The sequence below is a fragment of the Pseudomonas sp. PWP3-1b2 genome (assembly GCF_049896045.1).
Taxonomy (GTDB): domain Bacteria; phylum Pseudomonadota; class Gammaproteobacteria; order Pseudomonadales; family Pseudomonadaceae; genus Aquipseudomonas; species Aquipseudomonas antarctica_B.
Genome location: NZ_JAFCTN010000024.1, coordinates 14294 through 40041, shown reverse-complemented (window position 1 = coordinate 40041; position 25748 = coordinate 14294). Strand labels below are relative to the sequence as shown.

General features: G+C 60.0%; 20 protein-coding genes and 1 tRNA gene. 13 read left to right on the top strand and 8 right to left on the bottom strand.

Annotation, left to right across the window (positions count from 1 at the left end; translation table 11 throughout):
• From rpoD to ACP7A2_RS16745, 3 genes are all read left to right on the top strand, one after another.
• The coding region (gene rpoD, locus ACP7A2_RS16755; protein WP_426135110.1) for an RNA polymerase sigma factor RpoD at positions 1–1591 on the top strand (1591 nt) is incomplete at its 5' end.
• A 121-nt stretch (positions 1592–1712) separates the two neighbouring features.
• A complete protein-coding gene (locus tag ACP7A2_RS16750) occupies positions 1713–5456 on the top strand; it encodes an EAL domain-containing protein (protein ID WP_426135109.1) in 3744 nt (1247 codons plus the stop codon).
• Between the two features lie 17 nt (positions 5457–5473).
• Positions 5474–5550: transfer RNA gene (locus tag ACP7A2_RS16745), tRNA-Ile, on the top strand.
• 48 nt (positions 5551–5598) lie between these two features.
• Here the strand turns inward: ACP7A2_RS16745 and ACP7A2_RS16740 are convergent.
• Both ACP7A2_RS16740 and ACP7A2_RS16735 read right to left on the bottom strand, forming a co-directional pair.
• Positions 5599–6000, bottom strand: a complete 402-nt coding sequence (locus tag ACP7A2_RS16740; protein ID WP_426135108.1) for a type II toxin-antitoxin system HicB family antitoxin — start codon at positions 5998–6000, stop codon at positions 5599–5601.
• Positions 6001–6055: 55 nt separating this feature from the next.
• On the bottom strand, positions 6056–6238 hold the full coding sequence (locus ACP7A2_RS16735) for a type II toxin-antitoxin system HicA family toxin (protein ID WP_426135107.1): 183 nt from the start codon (positions 6236–6238) through the stop codon (positions 6056–6058).
• A 272-nt stretch (positions 6239–6510) separates the two neighbouring features.
• Here ACP7A2_RS16735 and ACP7A2_RS16730 point away from each other — a divergent pair, with 272 nt between their 5' ends.
• The 9 genes from ACP7A2_RS16730 (at position 6511) to pqqE (ending at position 15396) form a co-directional block, all read left to right on the top strand.
• Entirely contained in the window at positions 6511–6957 is a 447-nt protein-coding gene (locus ACP7A2_RS16730) for an Lrp/AsnC family transcriptional regulator (RefSeq protein WP_426135106.1), read from the top strand.
• A gap of 167 nt (positions 6958–7124) precedes the next feature.
• Complete coding sequence (locus ACP7A2_RS16725) at positions 7125–8807, top strand: flavin monoamine oxidase family protein (protein ID WP_426135149.1); 1683 nt, start codon at positions 7125–7127, stop codon at positions 8805–8807.
• A gap of 10 nt (positions 8808–8817) precedes the next feature.
• Positions 8818–9612: a carbon-nitrogen hydrolase family protein gene (locus ACP7A2_RS16720; protein WP_426135105.1), complete on the top strand. Its 795-nt coding sequence runs from the start codon at positions 8818–8820 to the stop codon at positions 9610–9612.
• A gap of 48 nt (positions 9613–9660) precedes the next feature.
• Complete coding sequence (gene pqqF / locus ACP7A2_RS16715; protein WP_426135148.1) at positions 9661–12006, top strand: pyrroloquinoline quinone biosynthesis protein PqqF; 2346 nt, start codon at positions 9661–9663, stop codon at positions 12004–12006.
• A gap of 173 nt (positions 12007–12179) precedes the next feature.
• Entirely contained in the window at positions 12180–12254 is a 75-nt protein-coding gene (gene pqqA / locus ACP7A2_RS16710) for a pyrroloquinoline quinone precursor peptide PqqA (RefSeq protein ID WP_003194766.1), read from the top strand.
• A gap of 71 nt (positions 12255–12325) precedes the next feature.
• Positions 12326–13237, top strand: a complete 912-nt coding sequence (gene pqqB, locus ACP7A2_RS16705; RefSeq protein WP_426135104.1) for a pyrroloquinoline quinone biosynthesis protein PqqB — start codon at positions 12326–12328, stop codon at positions 13235–13237.
• 11 nt (positions 13238–13248) lie between these two features.
• Positions 13249–14001: a pyrroloquinoline-quinone synthase PqqC gene (gene pqqC / locus ACP7A2_RS16700; RefSeq protein ID WP_348059722.1), complete on the top strand. Its 753-nt coding sequence runs from the start codon at positions 13249–13251 to the stop codon at positions 13999–14001.
• Positions 13998–14273 (top strand): pyrroloquinoline quinone biosynthesis peptide chaperone PqqD, encoded by a 276-nt coding sequence (gene pqqD, locus ACP7A2_RS16695; protein WP_426135103.1) that lies wholly within the window; start codon positions 13998–14000, stop codon positions 14271–14273. The genes pqqC and pqqD overlap by 4 nt, the downstream gene beginning before the upstream one ends.
• The gene (gene pqqE / locus ACP7A2_RS16690) at positions 14266–15396 is read left to right on the top strand and encodes a pyrroloquinoline quinone biosynthesis protein PqqE (RefSeq protein ID WP_426135102.1); all 1131 of its coding nucleotides are present in this window, start codon (positions 14266–14268) and stop codon (positions 15394–15396) included. Before pqqD ends, pqqE begins: the two co-directional genes overlap by 8 nt.
• Positions 15397–15401: 5 nt before the next feature.
• On the opposite strand, the gene ACP7A2_RS16685 is transcribed toward pqqE, so the two are convergent.
• Positions 15402–15560 carry a YqaE/Pmp3 family membrane protein gene (locus ACP7A2_RS16685; protein WP_010207008.1) on the bottom strand — a complete coding sequence of 53 codons (159 nt, stop codon included), beginning with the start codon at positions 15558–15560 and terminating at the stop codon, positions 15402–15404.
• A gap of 179 nt (positions 15561–15739) precedes the next feature.
• Positions 15740–17002, bottom strand: a complete 1263-nt coding sequence (locus ACP7A2_RS16680) for an aspartate aminotransferase family protein (protein WP_426135101.1) — start codon at positions 17000–17002, stop codon at positions 15740–15742.
• A gap of 209 nt (positions 17003–17211) precedes the next feature.
• Here ACP7A2_RS16680 and ACP7A2_RS16675 point away from each other — a divergent pair, with 209 nt between their 5' ends.
• Positions 17212–18111: a LysR family transcriptional regulator gene (locus ACP7A2_RS16675; protein ID WP_348059730.1), complete on the top strand. Its 900-nt coding sequence runs from the start codon at positions 17212–17214 to the stop codon at positions 18109–18111.
• A gap of 226 nt (positions 18112–18337) precedes the next feature.
• Here the strand turns inward: ACP7A2_RS16675 and ACP7A2_RS16670 are convergent, their stop codons facing one another.
• From ACP7A2_RS16670 to ACP7A2_RS16655, 4 genes are all read right to left on the bottom strand, one after another.
• On the bottom strand, positions 18338–20116 hold the full coding sequence (locus ACP7A2_RS16670) for an acyl-CoA dehydrogenase C-terminal domain-containing protein (RefSeq protein WP_426135100.1): 1779 nt from the start codon (positions 20114–20116) through the stop codon (positions 18338–18340).
• A 246-nt stretch (positions 20117–20362) separates the two neighbouring features.
• Positions 20363–22132: an acyl-CoA dehydrogenase C-terminal domain-containing protein gene (locus tag ACP7A2_RS16665; protein ID WP_426135099.1), complete on the bottom strand. Its 1770-nt coding sequence runs from the start codon at positions 22130–22132 to the stop codon at positions 20363–20365.
• Between the two features lie 90 nt (positions 22133–22222).
• Positions 22223–23512: a diguanylate cyclase gene (locus tag ACP7A2_RS16660; protein ID WP_426135098.1), complete on the bottom strand. Its 1290-nt coding sequence runs from the start codon at positions 23510–23512 to the stop codon at positions 22223–22225.
• A gap of 201 nt (positions 23513–23713) precedes the next feature.
• Positions 23714–25519 (bottom strand): phenylacyl-CoA dehydrogenase, encoded by a 1806-nt coding sequence (locus ACP7A2_RS16655; protein ID WP_426135097.1) that lies wholly within the window; start codon positions 25517–25519, stop codon positions 23714–23716.
• Positions 25520–25748 lie beyond the last annotated feature (229 nt).

The window sequence follows — 25748 nt, the reverse complement described above, 5'->3', positions numbered from 1 at the left end:
CGCTGTGGAGACCGATATCGGTCGTACCACCGACCCTGTGCGCATGTATATGCGTGAAATGGGTACCGTCGAGCTGCTGACACGCGAAGGCGAAATCGAAATCGCCAAGCGTATCGAAGAGGGTATTCGTGAAGTGATGGGCGCAATTGCGCACTTCCCTGGCACGGTTGACCATATTCTCTCCGAGTACACCCGCGTTACCACCGAAGGTGGTCGCCTGTCCGACGTTCTCAGTGGTTACATCGACCCGGACGACGGCATCGCGCCGCCTGCCGCCGAAATACCGCCGCCTGTCGACCCGAAGGCCGTTAAAGCCGACGACGATTCTGAAGAAGACGATGCTGAAGCCAGCAGCGACGACGAAGATGAAGTTGAAAGCGGTCCGGACCCGGTCATTGCTGCCCAGCGTTTCGGCGCGGTTTCCGATCAAATGGAAATCACCCGCAAAGCCCTGAAAAAGCACGGTCGCGCCAACAAGTTGGTGATTGCCGAGCTGGTTGCGCTGGCTGAGCTGTTCATGCCGATCAAGCTGGTGCCGAAGCAATTCGAAGGCCTGGTTGAGCGTGTTCGCAGTGCCCTCGAGCGTCTGCGTGCACAAGAACGCGCAATCATGCAGCTGTGTGTGCGTGATGCACGCATGCCGCGCGCCGACTTCCTGCGCCAGTTCCCGGGCAATGAAGTAGACGAAAGCTGGTCCGACGGCCTCGCCAAGGGCAAAGGCAAATACGCCGAAGCCATTGGCCGCCTGCAACCGGACATCATTCGTTGCCAGCAAAAGCTGATCGCGCTGCAAACCGAAACCGGTTTGACGATTGCCGAGATCAAGGACATCAACCGTCGCATGTCGATCGGCGAGGCCAAGGCCCGCCGCGCGAAGAAAGAGATGGTTGAAGCGAACTTACGTCTGGTGATCTCCATCGCCAAGAAGTACACCAACCGTGGCCTGCAATTCCTCGATCTGATCCAGGAAGGCAACATCGGCTTGATGAAGGCTGTGGACAAGTTCGAATACCGTCGTGGTTACAAGTTCTCGACTTATGCCACCTGGTGGATCCGTCAGGCGATCACTCGCTCGATCGCCGACCAGGCCCGCACCATCCGTATTCCGGTGCACATGATCGAGACGATCAACAAGCTCAACCGTATTTCCCGGCAGATGTTGCAGGAAATGGGTCGCGAACCGACCCCGGAAGAGTTGGGCGAACGCATGGAAATGCCTGAGGATAAAATCCGTAAGGTATTGAAGATCGCTAAAGAGCCGATCTCCATGGAAACCCCGATCGGTGATGACGAAGACTCCCATCTGGGTGACTTCATCGAAGACTCGACCATGCAGTCGCCAATCGATGTCGCCACTGTTGAGAGCCTTAAAGAAGCGACTCGCGACGTACTGTCCGGCCTCACTGCCCGTGAAGCCAAGGTACTGCGCATGCGCTTCGGCATCGACATGAATACCGACCACACCCTTGAGGAAGTCGGTAAACAGTTTGACGTGACCCGCGAGCGGATCCGTCAGATCGAAGCCAAGGCGCTGCGCAAGTTGCGCCACCCCACGCGAAGCGAGCATCTGCGCTCCTTCCTCGACGAGTGATACCAGAACCCCCGGCCCAGGCCGGGGGTTTTGCTTTGTGCAGATTAAATTCTTCGCAGCTCCCCTCCTCCGCAATGCCCGTCTACACTCGAAACATTCCCCGTGCCATAACGAGACCGTTATGCCCAGACTGCCGACCGTGTTACTGCTGTCGCTGCTGACCTGGACCGCAACGGCTGGCGCGTTGACTCTCACTGATGATGAGCGTGGCTGGCTGGCGGACCATCAGGAGCTACGCCTTGGAGTGGACGCTTCCTGGCCGCCGTTCGAATACCGTGACGAAAATGGCCGTTATCAAGGCCTGGCCGCCGATTATGTGCGCCTGATCCAGGACCGCCTGGGCGTGCGGATCAAGCTGATCGAGCCGCCGAATTGGACCGCTTTGCTTGAACAGGCGAAAAACAACCAAATCGACCTGCTGCCCGGCATCATGTCTACTCCGGAGCGTCAAAGCTTCCTGGCCTTCACACGCCCGTACCTCGACTTCCCGATTGTTATCCTCGCCCATAAGGGCGGCGCAAAACCGCGCAATCTCAAGGACCTGTACGGGCTGAAGATTGCCGTGGTGGAGAACTACGCGCCCCACGAATTGCTGCGCACGCACCACCCCGACCTCAACCTGGTCGCCATGCCCAACGTCAGCTCAACCCTGCAAGCCTTGGCCACGGATGAAGTGGACGCAGTGGTCGGCGACCTGGCCTCCAGCGTCTGGAGCCTGCGCCAGCTCAAACTCGATGGTTTGTACGTCAGTGGTGAAACGCCCTATCGCTATCAACTGGCGATGGGCGTGCCACGCGATGAAAAAACGCTGGTGGGCATTTTGGACAAGGTGCTCGCCGACCTCAGCTCAGACGAAACCGACGCTATTCAACAACGCTGGGTGGGCAGCTTCACCGACCACCGCACCTTCTGGGCCGACCTGTTGATGTACGGCCTGCCAGCCGTGCTGCTATTGAGCATCGTGCTCGCCATCGTCATTCGGATTAATCGTCGGCTAAGCTCAGAAATTTCCCGCCGGGTCGCCCTTGAGCAAGAACTGCGCAGCAGCGAATACCATTATCGCGGCCTGGTCGAGAGCCTGTCCGCCATCGCCTGGGAAGCCAACGTCACCGACTTCACCTACAGCTACGTGTCGCCCCATGCAGAGGAGTTGCTAGGCTACCCCCGCGCCCATTGGCTGATCCCGGGTTTCTGGCGCAACATCATCCACCCGGCCGACCTGGCCCGCGCCGAGGCTTATTGCTACCGCGAAACCCGCGCCAACCGCGACCACAGCGTTGATTATCGAGTGATCACCGCCGACGGCCGCTGTTTATGGGTACGCGACATTGTCAGCCTGATCGAGCATGGGCACGAACCCGTGCTGCGCGGCTTGATGATCGACATCAGCGAAGCCAAGCGCACTGAAGAAGCGCTGCAGCTGTCCGAGCAAAAATTTGCTTCGGTGTTCCAGCAATGTCCGGACATCCTGGTGATCGCGCGGCTGTCCGATGGCTGCTTGCTGGAGGTCAACAAAGCCTTTGAAGACCAGATAGGCCTGACTGCCGAGGATGTGGTGGGCAAAACCGCCACCGAGCTGAATATCTGGGCCACTCAGGGCGTCGGCCCGGACCTGCTGCGACGCGTGCAGACCACCCGCATCCGCAACCTGGAGATGCCGTTTCGACGCAGCAACGGCCAAGCCTTTACCGGGCTGATGTCGGCCCAGGCCTTCCAACTCGACACCACCGAAGCCCTGGTAGTGGTGGTGCGCGATATCACCCAGCTCAAGGAAACCCAGCAACAGTTGCAAACCTCTGAAGAGAAGTTTGCCAAGGCCTTCCATGCTTCACCGGACGGCCTGCTGTTGAGCCGACAGCGCGATGGGCTGTTGATTGAAGTGAACGAAGGCTTCAGTCGTCTCACCGGTTTCACCAGCGCAGCATCGCTTGATCAGTCGGCCTTCGAGTTGGGCATCTGGGTCGACCTCAACGAACGCAAACAGATGCTGCAACTGATGCAGCGCGATGGTTTCGTGCAGGATTTCGTCTGTCAGATCCGCCGCGCCGACGGCCAGATTCGCCTGTGCGAGCTGTCCAGCCGCCCACTGCCCATTGGCGATGACAACTGCATGCTGACCATTGCCAGGGACATCACCGAACGCCAACTCATGCAGGAAAAGCTGCAACAGGCCGCGACGGTATTTGAGAGCACCGCCGAAGGCGTATTAATCACCGACACCGGTCAGAACATCAGCGCGGTGAACCGAGCATTCAGTGAAATCACCGGCTACAGCGAAGCCGAAGCATTGGGGCAAACGCCTCGCCTGCTCGCCTCCGGCCTGCACGACAGCGCGTTCTACGCGGCCATGTGGCATCAGTTAGCAGCCAAGGGCCACTGGCAGGGCGAGATCTCCAACCGCCGAAAAAATGGCGAGCTGTACCCCAGTTGGCTGACCATCAGCGCCGTGCGCAACCGCGACCAATTGATCACCCACTTTGTCGCCGTATTTGCCGATATCTCCAGCCTCAAGCTGGCCCAGGCCCGCCTCGATTACCAGGCGCACCACGACCCCCTGACCGGCCTGCCCAACCGCACGCTGTTCGAGAGCCGGTTGCAAGCGGCCCTCAATGGCCATCAGGAAACCGGAAAAAAGGGCGCGGTGCTGTTTCTCGACCTGGACCGCTTCAAACACATCAACGACAGCCTCGGCCACCCGATCGGCGACCTGCTGCTCAAAGACATCGCCGTGCGGCTCAAGGAGCAACTGCGCGACATCGACACCGTGGCGCGCCTGGGCGGCGACGAATTCATCATCCTGCTGCCCGGCCTGCAACAGGCCAGCGACGCGCAGCACCTGGCGAACAAACTGCTCGCCTGCTTCGCCCCACCGTTCCAGGCCGGCGAGCACGAGTTCTTTATCAGCGCCAGCATCGGCACCAGCCTCTACCCCGAGGACGGCACCGACGTCGCCACCCTGGTCAAAAACGCCGACGCCGCGATGTACCGCTCCAAGGCCAAAGGCCGTAACCGCGTCGAATGCTACACCCGCGACCTCACCGCCCAGGCCAACGAACGCGTGGCCCTGGAACACGAACTGCGCCGCGCCATCGAGCGAGATGAGCTGACCCTCTACTACCAACCCAAACTCAGTTTGTTGACCCAGGAACTGATCGGCGCCGAAGCCCTGATTCGCTGGCACCACCCCACCTTCGGTGAAGTGCCGCCAGAGCATTTCATCGCCCTGGCCGAAGAAAACGGCACGATCCTGCAAATTGGCGACTGGGTGCTGGAGCAGGCTTGCCAACAGATGCACGTGTGGAAGGAGGCCTTCGAGGATTTCGGCCCGCTGTCGGTAAACCTTGCCGGCGCGCAGTTACGTAACCCCAACTTGCTGGCACGCATCGAACAGCTCCTGCGGGACTACAAGCTCGAGCCCGGTTGCCTGCAATTGGAAATCACCGAAAACTTCATCATGAGCCAGGCCGAAGAAGCACTGGAAGTGCTGCACCAACTCAAACACCTCGGCGTACAACTGGCCATCGACGACTTCGGCACCGGCTACTCATCCCTCAGCTACCTCAAGCGCCTGCCGCTGGACTTCCTGAAGATCGACCAATCCTTCGTGCGCGGCCTGCCCGACGACCCCCACGACGCCGCCATCGTGCGCGCCATCATCGCCCTCGGCCAAAGCATGCAATTCACCATCATTGCCGAAGGCGTGGAAAACCCCGCGCAACAGGCTTTCCTGGCCGCCGAAGGCTGTGAACAGATGCAAGGCTACATCGTCAGCCTCCCCCTGCCGCCGGAGCTTTTTGCCGAGGGTTTTCTTCATATGCGGGTTTCAGACTTTTCGGATGGCACAGCGGAGAAACCGTCGTTATAATCCGCGACCTGTTACATGGGCCTATAGCTCAGTTGGTCAGAGCAGAGGACTCATAATCCTTTGGTCCACGGTTCAAGTCCGTGTGGGCCCACCAAACAAAAAAGCCGCGCATTGCGCGGCTTTTGCGTGTCTGGCATTGGATTCAAGCAGACAATTCACGCAAAGCCGCCGTCGCCAGGAAACCTGACCGCGATGCGTAGCGTTGATCCTTTTGCACGCGCTCATCAATGCGGTGCAAGAGCTGCTCCGGCAAAGAAGCATTGAACCGTACTGACTTCCCCAAGTACGGAGTGAGGTCAAAATCGACTATCGCCCAGACACCACCGGCATAGTCCGGGTTGTCCAGATGCGCATCAACCTCTTGTGCCTGAGGAAGCTTTTCCTCATCGGCAACCAGCCCTTCCAGGTGCAACGACAGCGCCTCACGCACATTATCCAGCGCTTCGGAGAATGAGGAGCCTGCCGAGAAGCAACCTGGTACATCGGGGACTGTCACGCTGTAGTCCGAATCGGCGTCTTTATGTACTACCACAGGAAATTTCATTACTCCTCCTTTGAATGGGACCCATGGATCCCGTTCAACTCATCAGCCAAAGCCTTCACTTGAGACCTGCTGATTTGAAAATACTGTGCAGAGTACCCTTGGCGATCTCTGACTTGGGATGAGGGACAGTCACACGCCCTCGCTTGCGCGGGTGCTTGAACTGGTGATGACTGCCCTTTACCGCCACCTCAAACCATCCATCTGCAACCAGCAGTTCAATCACCTCTCTGCTTTTCATCGCCCATCCTTCAGTGTGTATATTACACACCGCTATACAATAGGGTGTTTTTTTATACTCACGAAACGCACCAGTGATAAAGCCCGCACAAAATAGGGGCGGGCTCCGAAAGGAACAGATGATGCCGACGAAGTAATCTGCTTCACCAGCAAACATCTGTCAGATTTTGTGCATCACAGTCGCATTGCCTTACGCCACCAGTAACTGACCGCTACTGACCAAAACAAGCCTGTAACATATAGCCCTCTGCCGCCCGCACTGGAGCTCCGCCCTTGCCCGTCCTCGATGAAATCGACCGCCAACTGATCGCTGCCCTGCAGATCAACGCCCGCGAAAGCGTGGCCATGCTCGCCCGTCAGCTGGGTATCGCGCGCACCACGGTGACGTCGCGCTTGGCGCGCCTGGAGAAAACCCAGGTGATCACCGGTTATGGCGTGCGTCTCGGCCAGCGAGTGGTCGACGGGGGTTTGCAGGCGTATGTCGGGATCACCGTACAAGCTCGCTCCGGCAAGGAGGTGCTGCGCCGGCTAAGTGCCATGGCGCAGGTTCAACAGCTGTGTGCGGTGAGTGGCGAGTTTGATTATGTAGCGTGGCTGCGCACCGATTCCCCGGAGCAGTTGGATCAGTTGCTGGATCAAATCGGCAGCGTCGACGGTGTGGAGAAAACCACCACGTCGATCATCCTCAGTAACAAATTGGATCGCGGACAGCCACTCTGATCAACAACATCGTCACTTTGACTGAAATCAATTCAATCCGACGACACATTGCGTCTTAATAACGAGCGCAACGCTCCCTAAACTGGCTGCAATCTTTTCCTATACTCCACGGGTCGAATCCCGCCGAGTCGCCAGTAAGGTCAGCCATGAGCATTCCGTCCAGCAGCATCAGCAAGCCCCAGCGCCACCCTGGCGACGGTAAAAAACCTATCACCATCTTTGGCCCGGATTTCCCGTTTGCCTTTGATGACTGGATCGAACACCCGGCCGGCCTGGGCAGCATCCCGGCCGCCAACCATGGCGCCGAAGTGGCGATCGTTGGCGCAGGGATCGCGGGGCTGGTGGCCGCTTACGAGCTGATGAAGCTGGGCCTCAAGCCGGTGGTGTATGAAGCTTCGAAGATGGGCGGCCGCTTGCGCTCCCAGGCATTTGAAGGTGCGGAAGGCATCATCGCCGAGTTGGGCGGCATGCGTTTCCCGGTGTCGTCCACCGCGTTCTATCACTACGTGGACAAGCTCGGGCTGGAAACCAAGCCCTTCCCCAACCCGCTGACGCCGGCTTCCGGCAGCACCGTGATCGACCTCGAAGGCCAAACCCACTACGCGCAAAAACTCTCGGATTTGCCGGTGCTGTTCCAGGAAGTCGCTGATGCCTGGGCCGACGCCTTGGAAGCCGGCTCGCAGTTCGGCGATATCCAGCAAGCCATCCGCGACCGCGATGTGCCGCGCCTCAAGGAACTGTGGAACAAGCTGGTGCCGCTGTGGGATGACCGCACGTTTTACGATTTTGTCGCCACCTCCAAAGCCTTCGCCAAGCTGTCGTTCCTGCACCGCGAAGTGTTCGGCCAAGTGGGTTTTGGCACCGGCGGCTGGGATTCGGACTTCCCCAACTCTATGCTGGAAATCTTCCGCGTGGTGATGACCAACTGCGACGATCACCAGCACCTGGTAGTCGGCGGCGTTGCGCAAGTGCCGATGGGCATCTGGCGCCATGTGCCGGAGCGCTGCGCGCATTGGCCGCAAGGCACCAGCCTCAGCTCGCTGCACCGGGGCGCGCCACGGGCAGGCGTGAAGCGCATTGCCCACGCCGCCGATGGCCGTTTCGCGGTGACCGACAACTACGGCGACACGCGTGAATACGCCGCCGTGCTGACCACCTGTCAGAGCTGGCTGCTGACCACCCAGATCGAATGCGACGAAACCCTGTTCTCGCAAAAGATGTGGATGGCCCTGGACCGCACGCGCTACATGCAGTCGTCGAAGACCTTTGTGATGGTCGACCGCCCGTTCTGGAAAGACAAAGACCCGGAAACCGGCCGCGACCTGATGAGCATGACCCTCACCGATCGCCTGACCCGTGGCACCTACCTGTTCGACAACGGTGACGACAAGCCCGGCGTGATTTGCCTGTCGTACTCGTGGATGAGCGATGCGTTGAAGATGCTGCCCCAGCCTATCGACAAACGCGTGAAGCTGGCCCTTGATGCACTGAAAAAGATCTACCCGAAAGTCGACATCAAGGCGCGCATCATCGGCGACCCGATCACTGTTTCGTGGGAAGCCGACCCGCACTTCCTCGGGGCCTTCAAAGGCGCGTTGCCCGGCCACTATCGCTACAACCAGCGCATGTATGCGCACTTTATGCAGAAGGACATGCCTGCCGAGGAACGCGGGATTTTCATCGCCGGTGACGACGTATCCTGGACCCCGGCATGGGTCGAAGGCGCGGTGCAAACCTCGCTGAACGCGGTGTGGGGCATCATGACTCATTTCGGTGGCAGCACCCACGCAGAAAACCCGGGCCCGGGTGATGTATTCGACGATATCGGGCCGATCGCCCTCGCCGATTAAGGAGCTGACCATGCGCGTCGCCTTGTACCAATGCCCGCCGCTGCCGCTGGATGTAGCGGGCAACCTCGCGCGCTTGCACCCGCTGGCGCACGAGGCGTCCGATACTGATGTACTGGTGTTGCCGGAGATGTTTCTTACTGGCTACAACATTGGGGCCGAAGCGGTCGGTGCCTTGGCCGAGGCGCCGGACGGCCCCAGCGCGCAGGTGATTGCCGAGCTGGCGAAAAGCGCCGGGCTGGCCATTCTGTACGGTTACCCGGAGCGGGCCGAGGACGGGCAGATCTACAACACCGTGCAACTGATCGACGCCCACGGCGAGCGCCTGTGCAATTACCGCAAGACGCATCTGTTTGGCGATCTGGATCACTCGATGTTCAGCGCCGGGGAAGATGACTTCCCTTTGGTGGAACTCAACGGCTGGAAGCTGGGCTTGCTGATCTGTTACGACCTGGAGTTCCCGGAGAACGCCCGCCGCCTGGCCCTGGCCGGTGCTGAAGTCATCCTGGTGCCCACGGCCAATATGGTGCCGTTCGACTTTGTCGCCGACGTCACCGTGCGAGCAAGGGCGTTCGAAAACCAGTGCTACGTGGCCTACGCCAATTACTGCGGGCACGAAGGCGAAATTCAGTACTGCGGGCAAAGCAGTATCGCCGCGCCCAACGGCCAGCGGATTGCACAGGCGGGGCTGGATGAATCGTTGATTGTTGGCACGCTGGATCGCCAATCGATCATCGACGCTCGCGCCACCAATCACTACCTGCAAGACCGGCGGCCCGAGCTGTACGGAGCACTGCACAAGCCCTGATCCAGCCGGTTTGTTAACATGGCCACATTCTACGTTTCGGAAGTGTCCATGCCTGCGCCGGCCCACCCTCACCACCTTCACCTGACCCTGGCCAATGGCCTGCGGGTTTCCCTGCGCCATGCGCCGCGCTTGAAGCGCTGCGCGGCGGTTTTGCGGGTGGCGGCCGGCAGCCATGATGTGCCTTTGGCGTGGCCGGGGCTGGCACACTTTCTGGAGCATCTGCTGTTTCTGGGTACTGAGCGGTTTCCTACCGGCGAAGGGTTGATGGCTTACGTTCAGCGCCACGGTGGGCAGGTCAACGCCAGCACCCGTGAACGCACCACGGAGTTTTTCTTTGAACTGCCGGTGGCGACGTTTACCGGTGGCCTGGAGCGGCTGGCGGACATGCTGACCCATCCTCGCTTGGCGATCGACGATCAACTGCGTGAGCGCGAAGTACTGCAGGCGGAGTATGTCGCCTGGTCCCAGGACGCTACGGCGCAGCAGCAGGTTTCTTTGCTGGAAGGCTTGGCATCGGACCATCCGTTGCGGGGCTTTCATGCGGGTAACCGGGACAGTCTGCCGGTGGAGCGTGAGACATTTCAGCAGGCACTGCGGGAATTCCACGCGTACTTCTACCAGAGCGGGCAGATGACTTTAAGCCTTGCCGGCCCCCAGCCATTGGAAAAGCTGGAAGCGCTGGCTCAAGCGTTCAGCGGGCAACTGACCTCGGGGCCGTCGCGCCCTCAGACTAGCCCGCCCGCGTTGATGCCCACTCAAGCGCCGAGCTATCAGCACACCGCCAACAATCACCTGCACCACGTCATCACTGGGGACGCGCCCCGCGAAGCCCTGGACTTTCTCTGCACCTGGCTGAATGCCTCGGCGCCCGGCGGCTTGCTCGCAGAACTGAAAGCACAACAACTGGCCACCGCGTTGCAGGCGTCGGTGCTGTATCACTTCGCTGGGCAGGCAGTGCTGGATATTGATTTCACCCTCGGTACAGGGGTTGATTCGGCGACACGAATTGAGGCGCTTCTGCACGACTGGTTGAGCTTTTTCGCACAGAGCGATTGGGCATCACTGCGCGAAGAATTCGCGCGGGTAAACGCTCGTCAGCAGCAGGTACTGGGGCCGCTGGCCTTGGCTCGGCATGACCGGGAGGACCTTTCAGAACACGGCGTCGTCGCCCTCAACGGCCTGCTTGAGTCACTGCGTTTGCAACCCGCTCAGCGCACGTGGCAGTTACCTGCGAACAACCCATTCCTGCGCCCACCGGTAAAGGACGATCGCGCGGGCTTGATTCGCGGCCAAACCAGCGCCCACCGTGGTTTGCGCACCTTTGCGCAGGACCGTTCACGGGGGCGGCGGGACGTTTCTGCAATCACATTCAGCGAGGCACTGGCGAATCACAGCGAGGAAGGCGCGCTGTATCTGCGCTGGCGGTTCGACGCCACCGCCCCTGCCGGGTTGGAAAGCACATTGCAGCCGTTGCGCGAAAATGCCCGTCAGGCAGGCGTCGACATCGCGTTCGAACGCATTGCCAATGATTGGCTAGTGAAACTGGTGGGCCTGCATGAACCCATGCCGGCCGTGCTGGAAGCGTTGGCACAGAGCCTGAGTCAGCCACTGGAAGTACCGGCCGCAGCGACACCCATGATTGCCATTCGGGAATTGCTCAAGGCATTACCGGGTTGCTGTGCAGCTCATTCCGAGCAAAGTGAGACACTCGCTTCATGGGCCACCGCACGCTGGCAAGGCCTTGGCGTGGGTTTACCTCCCGCCTGCGAAGCGGCAATCAAAACCGCTGCGGCGCGCCTGCCTGGGCTGCCAGCAACCAGTGAATACACAGCCCCCGCCATCGACGGCCAGCACCTTTGGCACGAGGTGAAAACCGACGCGAGCGAAGCCGCATTGCTGCTGTTCTGCCCGACCCCGACTCACTCTTTGGCCGATGAAGCCGCCTGGCGCCTGCTTGGGCATTTGCTCCAGGGGCCGTTCTACCAACGCCTGCGTGTGGAACTGCAAATCGGCTACGCGGTATTCAGCGGCATCCGCCAGATCAACGGGCAAACCGGGTTGGTGTTTGGCGTGCAATCGCCCAGCGCTTCTCTGGAGGGAATCCTCGACCACCTGCAAAACTTCCTGAAGCAGGTGCCGTCGTTGATCGAAAATAGCACCGATTTGGGCAACAGCAACTTGGCGCAACAATTCACCGAATTGCCCCTCGCCCAGGCCGCCGACCTGCTCTGGCACGCACACCTGGCGGGCCATCCGTCGAATTACCTGGATCAGCTTCAGCAACTGATCAAAACCTGTACCCGCGAAGCGTTAACGCACGCCGCCAGGCAACTCAACGGCGCCACAGGCGGCTGGCGCTGCGTGGCAAATGGCCCGCGCCCGTCGATTTTTTAACAAATCGCCGGCTGATCATTGCCAGCCGTGCAACAGGCTTTTGCCATCAAGACAGCGCTAACTTGAAAAGAATTGAGTAATATTCCCACGCACCATCTGAACATCTCCGACCGGAGGTGGACTATATGTATTGCTTGGTAGTGAAAGTCCCATCCCTTGATAGGAGTATGAATATGACCTGGTCCAAACCTGCTTATACCGATCTGCGCATCGGCTTCGAAGTCACCATGTACTTCGCCAGCCGTTGATCGGCTGAGTACTACAACGCCTCGGTTCGCCCGGGGCGTTTTTGTTTTGAGCTTTGCGTGATGGAGCAATCATGTTTGTCCAGATTCTAGGTTCCGCCGCCGGCGGTGGCTTCCCGCAGTGGAACTGCAACTGCGTGAACTGCGCAGGTTTTCGCGACGGCAGCCTGCGGGCTCATGCGCGCACACAGTCATCCATCGCCATCTCCGACGACGGTGTGAACTGGGTACTGTGCAATGCCTCGCCGGATATTCGTGCGCAACTGCAAGGCTTTGCGCCAATGCAACCCGGCCGCGCGCTGCGTGACACCGGGATCAGCGCGATCATTCTGATGGACAGCCAGATCGACCACACCACCGGCCTGTTGAGCCTGCGCGAAGGCTGCCCGCACCAGGTGTGGTGCACCGACATGGTCCATGAGGACCTCAGCACCGGCTTTCCGCTGTTCACCATGCTCACCCACTGGAACGGCGGCCTGGCCTGGCACCGCATCGAGCTGGACGCCAGTTTCACCATACCGGCGTGCCCGAACTTGCGTTTCACCCCGCTGCCTCTGCGCAGCGCCGCGCCGCCTTACTCGCCACATCGCTTCGACCCGCACCCGGGCGACAATATCGGCCTGATCGTCGAAGACCTGCGCACCGGCGGCAAATTGTTTTACGCCCCTGGCCTGGGCAAAGTCGACGCGCCACTGCTTGAGATCATGGCCGGCAGCGACTGCCTGCTGGTGGACGGCACGATGTGGGACGACGATGAAATGCAGCGTCGTGGCGTCGGCACCCGCACCGGGCGCGAGATGGGCCACCTGGCGCAGAACGGCCCCGGCGGCATGCTCGAAGTGCTTGAACAACTGCCCGAGCAGCGCAAAGTGCTTATCCACATCAACAACACCAACCCGATCCTCGATGAAGATTCCCCCGAGCGAGCGGAACTGGTGCGGCGCAATGTCGAAGTGGCTTACGACGGCATGAGCATTGAATTGTAGGAGCGAACCACATGACTGACACGCCATTAACCCCTGTTGAGTTCGAAGCCGCCTTGCGGGCCAAAGGCGCCTTCTACCATATCCATCACCCGTACCACGTGGCGATGTATGAAGGCCGCGCCACCCGCGAGCAAATCCAGGGTTGGGTCGCGAACCGTTTTTACTATCAGGTGAACATCCCGCTGAAAGACGCGGCGATTCTGGCCAACTGCCCGGACCGCGAGATCCGTCGCGAATGGATCCAGCGCCTGCTGGACCACGACGGTGCGCCCGGTGAAGACGGCGGGATCGAAGCCTGGTTGCGTCTGGGCCAGGCGGTCGGCCTCGACCCCGATCAGTTGCGCTCCCAGGAACTGGTGCTGCCTGGCGTGCGTTTCGCCGTGGATGCCTACGTCAACTTCGCCCGCCGCGCCAGCTGGCAGGAAGCCGCCAGCAGTTCACTGACCGAGTTGTTCGCGCCGCAGATCCACCAGTCGCGCCTCGACAGTTGGCCGCAGCATTACCCGTGGATCGACCCTACCGGCTACGAGTATTTCCGCACTCGCCTGGGCCAGGCCCGACGCGATGTGGAACACGGTTTGGCAATCACTCTGCAGCACTACACCACCCGCGAAGGCCAGGAGCGCATGCTGGAGATTCTCCAGTTCAAACTCGACATTCTGTGGAGCATGCTCGACGCCATGAGCATGGCCTATGAACTCAAACGCCCGCCGTATCACAGCGTGACCGAGCAGCGGGTCTGGCATAAAGGGATCACCCTATGAGCTTTGATCGCAGCCGAAAACCGACCTGGCGCCAGGGCTATCGCTATCAGTACGAACCGGCGCAAAAAGGCCACGTGTTGCTCTACCCCGAAGGCATGATCAAGCTCAACGACAGTGCCGCGCTGATCGGCGGCCTGATCGACGGCGAGCGTGACGTGGCTGCCATCATCGCCGCGCTGGATAAGCAGTTCCCCGGCGTGCCTGAGCTCGGTGAAGACATCGAGCATTTCATGGAGGTCGCCCGTGCTGAGCACTGGATCACTCTTGCCTGAAAAACCGCCCATCGGCCTGCCGCTGTGGCTGCTCGCCGAGCTGACGTACCGCTGCCCGCTGCAATGCCCGTACTGCTCGAATCCACTGGATTTCGCCGAGCAGGGTAAAGAGCTGAGCACCGAACAGTGGATCAAGGTATTTCGCGAAGCGCGGGAGATGGGCGCCGCGCAGCTGGGCTTTTCCGGCGGTGAGCCGTTGGTGCGCCAGGACTTGGCTGAGCTGATCGCCGAGGCACGCAAGCTTGGGTTCTATACCAACTTGATTACTTCCGGTATTGGCCTGACCGAGCAGAAAATCAGCGACTTCAAAAAATCTGGCCTGGACCATATCCAGATCAGCTTTCAGGCTAGCGATGAACAGGTGAATAACCTGCTGGCCGGCTCGAAAAAAGCCTTCGCACAAAAGCTCGAAATGGCCCGCGCAGTGAAGGCCCACGGCTACCCGATGGTGCTGAACTTTGTGACCCATCGGCACAATATCGACAAGATCGACCGCATCATTGAGCTGTGCATCGCGCTGGAAGCAGACTTCGTCGAACTCGCCACGTGCCAGTTCTACGGTTGGGCGCAGCTTAATCGTGTGGGGTTGTTGCCGACTAAGGAACAGCTGGTGCGCGCCGAACGGATTACCAACGAATACCGCGCCAAACTCGAAGCCGAAGGCCATCCGTGTAAGCTGATTTTTGTCACACCGGATTACTACGAAGAACGCCCAAAGGCCTGCATGAATGGCTGGGGGAGCATTTTTCTGACCGTCACACCGGACGGAACCGCCCTGCCCTGTCATGGCGCCCGACAGATGCCGGTGCAATTTCCCAATGTGCGCGACCACAGCATGCAGCACATCTGGTACGACTCGTTTGGCTTCAACCGCTTTCGCGGCTACGACTGGATGCCCGAGCCCTGTCGCTCATGCGACGAAAAGGAAAAGGACTTCGGCGGCTGTCGCTGCCAGGCATTCATGCTCACCGGCGACGCCAGCAACGCCGACCCGGTGTGCAGCAAGTCCGAGCAGCACAGCATCATCCTGCAAGCACGGGAAGAAGCCGAACACGCCACCCAGACCATCGAGCAGTTGGCCTTTCGCAACGAGCGCAATTCACGGCTCATCGCAAAAGGCTGACAGCCTCAGCGCTTGGCGATGATGTACACCGCGTGGATGATGCCTGGGAAGTAACCGCACAAGGTCAGCAGAATATTCAGCCAAAACGCGCCGGCAAAACCCACTTGCAGGAACACACCCAATGGCGGCAGCAGAATGGCGATGATGATACGAATAATGTCCATGGGTCAGCTCCAAAAAGTCGGCTCGTGTGAGCCGTGTAGCTAATCGACCTTGGCGGTTCGTGAGGGTTCAGTGGGATCTGGCACTCCGCCATCTTGTAATCCAAAGAAAAAAACGCCCCCAGCCAAAAGAATCAGGCTGAGGGCGCCGCGTATGCCGCGAGACGGTTCAGGAAACAGGTTTAAACCGCGATGCCCTTGCGGCATTGCAGTTGAGCGGTGCGTACACGCGCAAAGGCTCGCCCCAGGCGCAGGAGCATTTCGTCGATGTGGCTTTTGCTGACGTTCAGGGCGGGGGTAAAACGCAAACAGTTGGGCTGCGGTGCGGTGAGGATCAAACCTTCGTGCAGCGCAGCCTTTACCACAGCATCCGCAGAATCGTCTGACAGGGTCAGGCCCCACATCAGCCCGTTGCCGCGCAATTGCCCGTGGTCGTAACGATAGGCCAGCCGCGAGAGGCCCTCGCCCAGGTACAGGCCGGATTCGCGGACGTGCTCAAGAAAGCCGCTGTCCAGCACCGCGTCGAGGACTGCGACGCCGACGGCCGCCATCAGCGCGTTGCCGTGATGCGTACCTTCCAGCTCACCCACTTCAAAGCAACAGGCCTTGCCTCGCGCCAAAAGCGCCGCCAACGGCACGCCACCGCCCAGGCCTTTGCCGAGGGTGATGATGTCGGCGCGTACGCCGTACTGTTCCTCCACGAGCAGGGAGCCACAGCGGCCAATGCCCGTTTGCACTTCATCGAGGATCAGCAAAATGCCCAGTTCGCGGCACAGCCGTTCAACACCTTTGAGGTAGTGCTCGGTCGCGGGGATTACGCCGGCTGCGCCCTGAATCGGCTCCAGCAGGATGGCGACTGTTTGTGCATCGACCGCAGCGTGCAAGGCCGGCAGGTCGTTAAAGGGAACGTGGCTGAAGCCCGGCAGTTGCGGTTCGAAACGATTGTCGCGCGAGCCTGCCGACGCCGACATCGCGGCAAGGCTGCGGCCATGGCAGCCACCGCTGGCGGTAATGATGTGGTGAGCGCCGCCGCGATGCAGCTGGCCCCATTTGCGCGCCAGCTTGATCGCGGCTTCACAGGCCTCCGCGCCGCTATTGAGCAGGTACGCCTGGTCGCTGCCGGTGTGATGGCACAGGCGGTCGACGAGGTTGAGTTGCGCTCGGTTGTACACGCCAATCCCGGGGTTGATCAACACGTGCATCTGCTCGGCCAAGGCGCCGAGTACTTCGGGCGAGCTGTGGCCGAGGCTATTGGCGGCGGCGCCCTGACTGAAATCCAGGTAGGCACGGTCATCGCTGTCCGACAGCCACGACCCTTCACCGCTGACGAACACGTGCGGCGGGCGCGCCACCGTGGGCATCAGGCATTCGCTGGAAAGGTCATCGCGCGGGGCATCAAGGATCAGATCGTCGAGGCTTGGCGTGGGGCGGCGAAACAGGTTCACAGTTCACCTCTTTCGGCAACCGGACCTTCGTCGTTAACCCCTGCCAACCCTGCCTGGAGGTTTGTTGCCTTGCCTATGCAAATGCCGTCAACATAAACGTTATTCATTGCCCAATCCGGCCCTGTAAGCCCTGCGAATTGGCGCTAGACTAGGCGTCCAGGGGGCCAACGGCCATTTCGATTTTCCAGCTTTTTCGATAAGTAAGTCTTATGGATTTCAAGCAACTGCGTTATTTCGTCGCGGTGTATGAGGAAGGCCACGTAGGCCGTGCCGCAGAGCGCCTATCGATCTCTCAACCGGCTCTGTCGCAGCAAATTCGCCAGCTGGAACAGAACCTGGATGTCGGCCTGTTTGAGCGCAGCAGCAAGCGCCTGTTGCCAACGCTGGCCGCGCATACGCTGTACAACCACGCGCTGCCGCTGATCGATGGCATGCAACAGGCCGTCGAAGCCTTGCGCAACTTCAAGGGCCAGGCAATGCGCACGCTGGCCATCGGCGTGCTGCAAACCGTGCACACCAGCCTGGTCCCGCAAATGCTGGAGCGCGTGCGCAAGGCACAGCCCCATCTTGTGGTGCAGATTTACGAATTGACCGGGCTTGAGATTGAACGGCGCTTGCTCAATGGCTCGCTGGATATCGGCATCAGCTATTTGCCGCCACGCCAGCCGGGCTTAACGGGCGTGCTGTTGTATGAAGATGAGCTGAAGGTGGTGATCCCTGAAGACCATCCGTTGCGGGCGTTCAAGAAAGTCTCACTGAAACAGGCGGCCGAGTTGCCGATGCTGCTGTTGGGGGAGGAGTTTCAGGTCCGGCAGATCTGGCAAGGCCAGCTGGCAAACCTGGGGCGCCGCCCGCAAGTGCAAGCAGAGCTGAATACGATGGTGGGGATTCTCGATAGTTTGCCCCATACCAAGCTGGCAACGGTGCTGCCAGGGCGCTCCCAGGACATACACAACAGCAAGGCATTGCTCTGGAAGCCCTTGAGTGAGCCGAGGGTGCCGCTGAAAGTGGGTTTGGTGTGCCGCGATGTGCAGCGCCAGCAGGCGACGGTGGCGCTGCTGCGCACCTTGCTGGAAGACGTGATGAATGCCCCGCAGGCAACCGCCTGACTTTTTCGCGGGCAAAAGAAAACCCCGCCGAAGCGGGGCTTTGCAGACTGTTTCCCTGACATCCATTTCACTCCGCCATCCTGGCAGAATCCTACGTGTCCCTGTTGTTTCTTTGCGCTTCCTGCGCGACGTCCATGTGAAGTAGATTATCCGTGGATCCAATTTGGCGATAGAGGACGAATAGCAGCACGTCGTGTAAGAGATTGCTTACACGGCCTTCACGCCCTTAAAACAGGGCCTCGTCCATCAGGAACAGCGATTCACTGCCGGCTTTTACCGATGCACTCAGCGAATGAATACGTGGCAGCAGGCGAGCGAAGTAGAAACGCGCGGTGCCCAGCTTGCTGGCGTAGAAGTCTTCCTCGGCTTCTTTGCCAAACGCCGCCGCTGCCATGCGTGCCCACATGTAGGCGTACGCCATGTAGCCAAAGGCGTGCAGGTACTCCACCGACGCAGCGCCAATTTCATTCGGGTTGGTGTGGGCGCGGTCCAGCACCCAGGCAGTCAACTCATCGAGGTTATCCACCGCCGCGCTCAGCGGTCGGGTGAATTCGCCCAGTTCAGCACCTGCCGTGGCGATGAACTGGCGGATCTCGTCGGCAAACAACGTGTAGAACTTGCCGTTACTGCCAACGATTTTACGCCCGACCAAGTCCAGGGCCTGAATGCCGTTGGTGCCTTCGTAGATCTGCGTGATGCGCACATCCCGAACAAGCTGCTCCTGGCCCCATTCGCGGATGTAGCCGTGGCCGCCAAATACTTGCTGGCCCAACACGGTGGTTTCCAGGCCGAGGTCGCTGAGAAACGCCTTGGCGACTGGGGTCAGCAACGCCACCAGGTTATCGGCGCGCTCGCGGGCAGCGGCATCTTCGCTGAACTTGGCGATGTCCAGTTGCGTCGCCACATAGGTGGAGAACGCCCGGCCGCCTTCGTTGGCAGCTTTCATGGTCAGCAGCATGCGCCGCACGTCCGGGTGCACGATGATCGGGTCGGCGACTTTGTCCAAGGCCTTGGCACCGGTCGGTGAACGGCTCTGCAGGCGGTCGCGCGCGTATTCAATGGCATTCTGGTAAGAACGCTCGCCCGACGCCAGGCCCTGAATGCCCACCCCCAAACGCTCGTAGTTCATCATGGTGAACATCGCCGCCAAACCACGGTTTGGCTCGCCCACCAGATAACCCACGGCAGCGTCGAAGTTCATCACGCAGGTCGCGGACGCCTGAATGCCCATTTTGTGTTCGATGGAGCCGCAGGTCACCGGGTTACGCGCGCCCAGGCTGCCGTCGGCATTGACCATGAACTTCGGCACCAGGAACAACGAAATGCCCTTGGGCCCGGCCGGTGCGTCCGGAAGCTTGGCCAGCACCAGGTGGATGATGTTTTCGGTGAGGTCGTGCTCGCCGCCGGTGATGAAGATTTTGGTGCCGCTGATGGTGTAGGAACCGTCCGCCTGAGGCTCGGCCTTGGTGCGGATAATCCCCAGGTCAGTACCGGCATGCGCTTCGGTCAGGCACATGGAGCCGGCCCACTCACCGGAGTACATCTTCGGCAGGTAGGTGGCTTTGAGTTCCTCGCTGGCGTGAGTGTTGATGGACACGCAGGCGCCGGAAGTCAGCATCGGGTACAGGCCGAACGCCAGGCTCGACGAGTTGATCATCTCTTCGACCTGCGCCGATACAGCCTTGGGCATGCCCATGCCGCCAAACAGTGGATCACCGCCTACCCCCACCCAGCCGCCGTCGGCATAGGTTTTGTAGGCCTGTGGATAACCGTCCGGCGTGCTGACCACGCCGTCTGCCCAACGGCAACCTTGCTCATCGCCGACACGACTGATCGGCGCGATGGATTTGGCGGTGACTTTGCCGGCTTCTTCGAGGATCGCCTCAACCGTTTCGGCATCAACGGTGTCTGCCAATGCCGGCAATTGGGCCCAAGTATTGGCGACCTCAAAAACTTCGTTGAGGACGAAGCGCATATCACGCAGCGGCGCTTTGTAATCAGCCATGGCAAACCTCGTGAGAACGTAAAAATAATTCGGCAGGATCGGTTTTACAGGCTCCGAGTGTACCCGAACAACTTTTCAGACACATAGGGTCCTTTTGTGACTACTCAGTATTTACAAGTCACGCACGGAAAAATGTGGGAGCGGGCTTGCTCGCGAATGCAATGTGTCAGTCACCCAATATATTGACTGACGCACCGCATTCGCGAGCAAACCCGCTCCCACAGGTGAAACGTGTGGAGTCAGCGCCTACAGCGCAAACAATTGAGCCGGCAAGCTCATCAAACACTCGCTGCCCGCGTCCACTGCAGCCCGGTGTGAGGCGGTGCGCGGTAATAAGCGTTTGAAGTAAAAATCGCAGGTGGCCAATTTGGCTTCGGCCAGATCAACATCTGGTTGCTCAAGGGCCGCAATCGCCATGCGCAACCACAGGTAGGCCAGGATGATGTAACCGCTGTACATCAGGTAATCCACAGCCGCCGCGCCGACTTCATCGGGGTTTTTCATCGCCGCCATGCCGACCTTCATGGTCAACTCGCCCCATTCCCCGTTCAGTTGATCGAGCTGTGCCACATGGGCCTTGAGCTGCGGATGCTCAGCGTTCGCCGCACAAAACTTATGCACGATCTTGGTGAACCCGCGCAGCAACTTGCCCTGGCTGCCCAGCACCTTGCGCCCGAGCAGGTCGAGGGCCTGAATGCCGTTGGTGCCTTCGTAGATCGGCGCAATCCGTGCATCACGTGCCAGTTGCTCCATGCCCCATTCGCGAATATAGCCGTGACCGCCAAATACCTGCATGCCGTGGTTGGTCACCTCAAGGCCGGTGTCGGTCATGAAGGCTTTGCAGATGGGCGTCAGGAATGCCAACAGATCTTCAGCGTCCTGGCGCGCGGCGGCATCGCTGCTCAGGTGCGCGGTGTCGAGCAACTGCGCGGTGAAATAGGCCAGCGCGCGGTTGCCTTCGTTGAAGGCTTTCATGGTGAGCAGCATGCGGCGCACGTCGGCGTGCACGATGATCGGGTCGGCGGCTTTTTCCGGGGCTTTGGCGCCAGTCAACGAGCGCATTTGCAGGCGGTCGTTGGCGTATTTGATCGCGCCCTGAAAGCTCGCCTCGCCATTGCACAGGCCTTGCATGCCAGTGCCCAGGCGGGCGTGGTTCATCATGGTGAACATGCAGTTGAGGCCCTTGTTCGCCTCACCAATCAAAAAGCCCTTGGCGCCATCAAAATTCAGCACACAGGTGGCCGAAGCCTTGATGCCCATTTTGTGTTCGATGGAGCCGCAGTGCACCGCGTTGCGCTCGCCCGAATCGGCGTGGAACTTGGGCACGATAAACAGCGAGATGCCCTTGGTGCCCGCCGGCGCGTCCGGCAGTTTGGCCAGCACCAGGTGGATGATATTGGCGCTCATGTCGTGCTCGCCGGCGGAGATAAAAATCTTGCTGCCGGTGACGGCATAACTGCCGTCGGCCTGGGGCACCGCGCGGGTCTTGATCAGGCCCAGGTCGGTGCCGCAGTGGGCTTCGGTCAGGCACATGGTGCCGGTCCACTCACCAGCAGTGAGTTTGTTCAGGTAGGTAGCTTTTTGCTCCTCGGTGCCATGGGCATGAATCGCCGACATCGCGCCGTGGGTCAGCCCCGGGTACATGCCCCAGGAGATGTTGCTGGAGCCGATCATTTCGCTGAGCACCAGGCCCAGGGATTGCGGCAAACCCTGGCCACCGTAGGCCGGGTCCGCTGCCACACCGTGCCAGCCGCCTTCCACGTATTGAGCGAAGGCTTCCTTGAAGCCCTTGGGCGTCGTGACCACACCATTGTCGAAATGACAGCCCTCTTCGTCACCGCTGCGGTTAAGCGGCGAGAGCACGTTTTCGCAGAATTTGGCGCCTTCTTCGAGGATCGCACTGACCATGTCCGGGCTGGCGTCGGTCGCGCCCAACGCCGCGTAATGGCCGTGGAAATCAAACACGTTGTCGATCAGAAAGCGCATTTCGCGCAGGGGAGCTTTGTATTCAGGCATGGCACTATCTCCGGCAGCAGATACTGCCAACCTACTGCTGTCCAGCGCCGTAGACAATCACTGTAGAACCGCTGAATACACCGCTATCACTCAACCGGCAGCAGCCTCCATGCGCACCGCGCCACGACGGGTTTGCCCGGCCGCGACCACGCAATTGCGCCCGGCGCCCTTGGCGGCGTAGAGCGCCTGGTCGGCGGACTTGAGCACATCTTCCGGCGTGCGCTGCTCCGCCTGGCGCTCGGCGACGCCGATGCTGACGGTTACTGACACACTCGTCGCACCAGCGGCTGCACGGCGCTGGCGGCCTTGATGATCGTCATGGGGGCGGTCCGGGTTGCGCAGCTTGATCTCGTAGTTGGCAATGGTCTCGCGGATCTCTTCCAGGTGCGGCATGCATTCATCCAGGGTTTTGCCGGCGAACACCACCGCGAACTCCTCACCGCCGTAACGGTAAGCGCGACCGCCGCCGTTAACCTTGGACAGCTTGCTGGCGACCAGGCGCAGCACTTGGTCGCCGACGTCATGGCCGTGGGTGTCATTGAAGCGCTTGAAGTGATCGACGTCAGTCATCGCCAGCACGTAGTTGCGCCCCAGGCGTTGCATGCGTTCATTCAGTGCGCGGCGCCCCGGCAAGCCCGTCAGTTCGTCGCGAAAGGCCATTTGATAAGCCTCATGCGCCACACCAGCGGCAATCATCAGCATCACCTGGCTGCACATGATGTTCAGGGTGAACGGCAGGATGAAGGTTTGCGGCAACATCCAGAACAGCCCGAGCAACCCAACCAATTGCGCAGCGTGCAGCGGGCGCGGTTGGTACCAGTACTGGGCGGCCAGGGTGACAAAGCCAATCAGAAACATCGGGTACGCCAACTGGATCAGGCTCATCCAGCTGCCGTGCAATGCGGGCCAGCGAATTTCCGCCAGCCAGCCCAGCAACGCCTGGGGGAAACTTTGCTCAAGCGCCAGCGCCACGCTGCCCATCGCCAGCAGCACTGCGCAGCGCGCTACAAAGTCGCGGAACAGGTGGGTTTTTTCCTGCCACAGCGCGTAAATGCTGAACAACACCGGCAGCAGCAGGCAGCACAGGTGAAACACCACGGCGGCGTCTTCACGCACGCGGCCGTGGTCGCGGTAGAAATCGGTCTGGGTGTCCAGCAGGAAGTAGACGACGTACACCGTGATCATCAGGAACAGTTCGCGCTGGCGCCGGTACACCGCGCAGTACGAACCGCCGAGCAGCAACACCAGGGTCGGCAGCACGTTGAACAGTGAGGTGAAGAACACGTTGAGGTCTTTGATATACGCAGCCGAGAGCCCGGCCATTAACAGCAGCAACGAAGGGAAAAAATGACTGAAACGTACTGCCGACACGCGAGACAAGGGTAAAACTCCGACGCACCAAAAATGATGGCACTGTGCCGCCACGCAGACAGTTAAGCACAACTGTCCTGACACGTATCACATTGCCATCACTGTAACGGCAGCACGTCACAATCCCTGAGCGCGATGCTGCGTTTTTTATCGTCCATAAAAAACCGCCGCTCCCAAAGGAAGCGGCGGTTTCAAGAGAACCCGGAAGGCTTAGTAAGCCAGGCCGAAGTTTTCTTCTTTCATGTCCATCAGGTTGTTCGCGCCCGACAGCATGGTGGCTTTGTGGGCCAGGGTACGCGGCAGAATGCGCTGGAAGTAGAAGCGCGCGGTCTGCAGCTTGGCGGTGTAGAACGCCTCTTCGGTGGTGCCGGCAGCCAGTTTTTCTGCGGCCACACGCGCCATGTCGGCCCAGAAGTAAGCCAGGCAGGCGTAACCGGAGTACATCAGGTAGTCCACCGAGGCGGCGCCGACTTCTTCGCGGTCTTTCATCGCGGCCATGCCGACCTTCATGGTCAACTCGCCCCACTCTTTGTTCAGTGCCGCCAGCGGTGCAACGAACTCCTGGACAGCTTCGTTGCCTTCGTTGGCCTGGCAGAACTTGTGCACGATCTTGGTGAAGCTCTTGAGCGCTTCGCCCTGGGTCATCAGTACTTTACGGCCGAGCAGGTCCAGCGCCTGAATGCCGGTGGTGCCTTCGTACAACATCGAAATGCGGCTGTCGCGAACGTTCTGCTCCATGCCCCACTCGGCGATGAAGCCGTGGCCGCCGTAGATTTGCACGCCGTGGTTGGCCGATTCAAAGCCGACTTCGGTCATGAACGCCTTGGCGATTGGAGTCATGAACGCCAGCAGCGCGTCAGCCTGTTTCTTGGCCTCGTCGTCGGTGCCGTACTTGACGATGTCCACTTGCTTGGCGGTGAAGTACACCATCGCACGGTTGCCTTCGGCGAAGGCTTTCATGGTCAGCAGCATGCGGCGCACGTCAGGGTGCACGATGATCGGGTCAGCGGCTTTGTCTGGCGCTTTCGGGCCGGTCAGGGAGCGCATTTGCAGGCGATCACGCGCATATTTCAGGCCGCCCTGGAAGCCGATCTCGGCGTGGGCCAAGCCTTGCAGTGCGGTGCCCAGGCGAGCGGTGTTCATAAAGGTGAACATGCAGTTCAGGCCTTTGTTCGCCGGGCCGATCAGGAAACCGGTGGCCGCGTCGAAGTTCATCACGCAGGTGGCGTTACCGTGGATACCCATTTTGTGTTCCAGGGAACCACAGGTCACCGCGTTGCGCTCACCCACCGAACCGTCGGCGTTTGGTATGAATTTAGGCACGATAAACAGCGAAATGCCTTTGGTGCCAGCCGGTGCGTCCGGCAGGCGGGCCAGTACGATGTGGACGATGTTGTCGGCCATGTCGTGTTCACCGGCCGAGATGAAGATTTTGGTGCCGGAGACTTTGTAGGAACCGTCAGCCTGAGGCTCGGCCTTGGTGCGCAACATGCCAAGGTCGGTGCCGCAGTGCGGCTCGGTGAGGCACATGGTGCCGGTCCATTCGCCTGACACCAGTTTGGTCAGGTAGGCCTCTTGCTGCTCAGGGGTGCCGTGTTCGGAAATTGTGTTCATCGCGCCATGGGACAGGCCTGGGTACATGCCCCACGACCAGTTGGCTTCACCGACCATTTCACTGACTGCAAGGCCGAGGGATTCCGGCAGGCCTTGGCCGCCATGCGCCACGTCGTGGGCCAGGCTTGGCCAGCCGCCTTCAACGAACTGTTTGTAAGCTTCTTTGAAACCAGCAGGGGTCTTAACGCCTGACTCGCTCCAGGTGCAACCTTCGATGTCACCCACGCGGTTCAACGGTGCCAGCACTTGCTCACAGAACTTGGCGCCTTCTTCAAGAATGGCGTCAACCATGTCCGGAGTAGCGTCCTGGCAAGCCGGGAGGCTCTGATAGTGCGCTTCATAACCGAGCAGTTCGTCACGAACGAAGCGAATATCACGCAAGGGGGCCTTGTAGTCAGGCATAGCGATAAACCTCTGCTGATGTATCTGGGATGAACAACCGCGTGGAAGTATGGTGGCGGTCAAACAGGTGTTTGAAACATACGTTTACGACCTGGGGATGTCAAGCGTCGCTCCCATGCCGTTTGTCATGACGCGGATCAATAACGCGCACGGCAAGCCCTGCGACGGGTTGTCACGTGATTCAGCAAGTGTAGAAGTTCAGCAGAGCGCCGAAGGGCAAATGTGGGAG

What these genes read in the sequence shown, in the direction of transcription:
- pqqF (WP_426135148.1), top strand. Translation starts at nt 9,661, where the DNA reads ATGCCTGCGCCGGCCCACCCTCACCACCTTCACCTGACCCTGGCCAAT.
- ACP7A2_RS16720 (WP_426135105.1), top strand. Translation starts at nt 8,818, where the DNA reads ATGCGCGTCGCCTTGTACCAATGCCCGCCGCTGCCGCTGGATGTAGCG.
- ACP7A2_RS16685 (WP_010207008.1), bottom strand. Translation starts at nt 15,560, where the DNA reads ATGGACATTATTCGTATCATCATCGCCATTCTGCTGCCGCCATTGGGT.
- pqqB (WP_426135104.1), top strand. Translation starts at nt 12,326, where the DNA reads ATGTTTGTCCAGATTCTAGGTTCCGCCGCCGGCGGTGGCTTCCCGCAG.
- ACP7A2_RS16750 (WP_426135109.1), top strand. Translation starts at nt 1,713, where the DNA reads ATGCCCAGACTGCCGACCGTGTTACTGCTGTCGCTGCTGACCTGGACC.
- pqqC (WP_348059722.1), top strand. Translation starts at nt 13,249, where the DNA reads ATGACTGACACGCCATTAACCCCTGTTGAGTTCGAAGCCGCCTTGCGG.
- ACP7A2_RS16655 (WP_426135097.1), bottom strand. Translation starts at nt 25,519, where the DNA reads ATGCCTGACTACAAGGCCCCCTTGCGTGATATTCGCTTCGTTCGTGAC.
- ACP7A2_RS16675 (WP_348059730.1), top strand. Translation starts at nt 17,212, where the DNA reads ATGGATTTCAAGCAACTGCGTTATTTCGTCGCGGTGTATGAGGAAGGC.
- ACP7A2_RS16665 (WP_426135099.1), bottom strand. Translation starts at nt 22,132, where the DNA reads ATGCCTGAATACAAAGCTCCCCTGCGCGAAATGCGCTTTCTGATCGAC.
- pqqD (WP_426135103.1), top strand. Translation starts at nt 13,998, where the DNA reads ATGAGCTTTGATCGCAGCCGAAAACCGACCTGGCGCCAGGGCTATCGC.
- ACP7A2_RS16740 (WP_426135108.1), bottom strand. Translation starts at nt 6,000, where the DNA reads ATGAAATTTCCTGTGGTAGTACATAAAGACGCCGATTCGGACTACAGC.
- ACP7A2_RS16735 (WP_426135107.1), bottom strand. Translation starts at nt 6,238, where the DNA reads ATGAAAAGCAGAGAGGTGATTGAACTGCTGGTTGCAGATGGATGGTTT.
- ACP7A2_RS16670 (WP_426135100.1), bottom strand. Translation starts at nt 20,116, where the DNA reads ATGGCTGATTACAAAGCGCCGCTGCGTGATATGCGCTTCGTCCTCAAC.